This window comes from Nonomuraea aurantiaca (assembly GCF_020215705.1).
Classification (GTDB): Bacteria; Actinomycetota; Actinomycetes; order Streptosporangiales; family Streptosporangiaceae; genus Nonomuraea; species Nonomuraea aurantiaca.
Window position 1 is genome coordinate 1 of record NZ_JAIWNB010000121.1, and the last position, 1,103, is coordinate 1,103.

The following is a 1,103-nucleotide window of genomic DNA, read 5'->3' on the forward strand; positions in this document are numbered from 1 at the left end:
AAGGGTCAAGGCTCTCAAACGCAGCCGCTATGGCCGAGCCAACTTCGACCTGCTCCGAAAGATCATCCTATGCAACCGATGCTGAAATGACCGTGCGTGACGACGTCACACGCTTTGCGTCAGAGCCACTTTTACATGGCCACGGACACGGTTCCGGCCATCCGGCGCTGAACGCTGTTCGAGAGGCCATCAACGCCGTACCGATCCAGCTGCGCGGCACCGTGCAGCCGCTCACCAGCCTTCGGGCACGACTTGATGCGGCGTGGCGGATCAGGCATTCCTCTCCCGATCATCGCACTGCCCTCGGTGATCTGCTGCCTGACCTGATTCGCGATACCCAGCTGGCCGCCTGGATGTACCGAGGCGAGCAGCGGCGCACCGCCCAGGCGCTGCTCGCGGAGACCTATGGTCTGACTCAGATGTTCGTCGCTTACCAGCCCGCGCCGGACCTGCTGTGGCGGGTGGCCGACCGGGCGCTGGCCGCCGCGCGGGAGTCAGAGGATCCGCTGGCGTTGTCGTGTGCGGCGTGGTTCCTCGTTCAGGTGCATAGGGAGGCCGCCGACTTCGACGCCGCGCATGAGATCAACAGGCAGGGAATGGCGGCCATCGAGTCGCACATGGACGACCCGAGCACGGATCTGCTCGCCATGTGGGGGGCGTTGTTGTTCGAGCTGGCCTTCACCGCGGCACGTACCGGCGACATCGGTGATGCGTGGCGGCATTGGGATGAGGCAGCGCGGGTCGCAGATCGGCTCCCTGACGATTATTACCAGCCGTGGACCTCGTTCTCGCGGGTGATCATGCGTCCGCACGCCGTCACCATCGCGGTTGAGCTCCATCAGGGTGGCGAGTCGGCGCGGCAGAGCGTCCACGCCGAGTCCGTACCTATTCCGTCCCGTCCGCGACGCGGCCGGCATCTGATCGAGGTGGCCCGTGCCCACTTGCTGCAGCGAAGACCACGCGGCGGTCCTCGGTAGGTCGCGTCCGAGATGCGGTGTAAAAGTGAACGAGCGTAGGTTGCCGTGCTGAACCGACCAAAGTTCGCACTACGCAAGGACCTACGCTCGTGGCACGCACACTACCGCCCGTTCAGGCCATTCGCG

Annotated in this window: 1 protein-coding gene; it reads left to right on the forward strand. The window is 65.0% G+C overall.

Translation table 11 applies throughout. The annotated features are described in order from the left end of the window. The coding region (locus tag LDL49_RS56445) for a tetratricopeptide repeat protein (RefSeq protein ID WP_225303199.1) at positions 1-977 on the forward strand (977 nt) is incomplete at its 5' end. Positions 978-1,103: the final 126 nt, after the last annotated feature.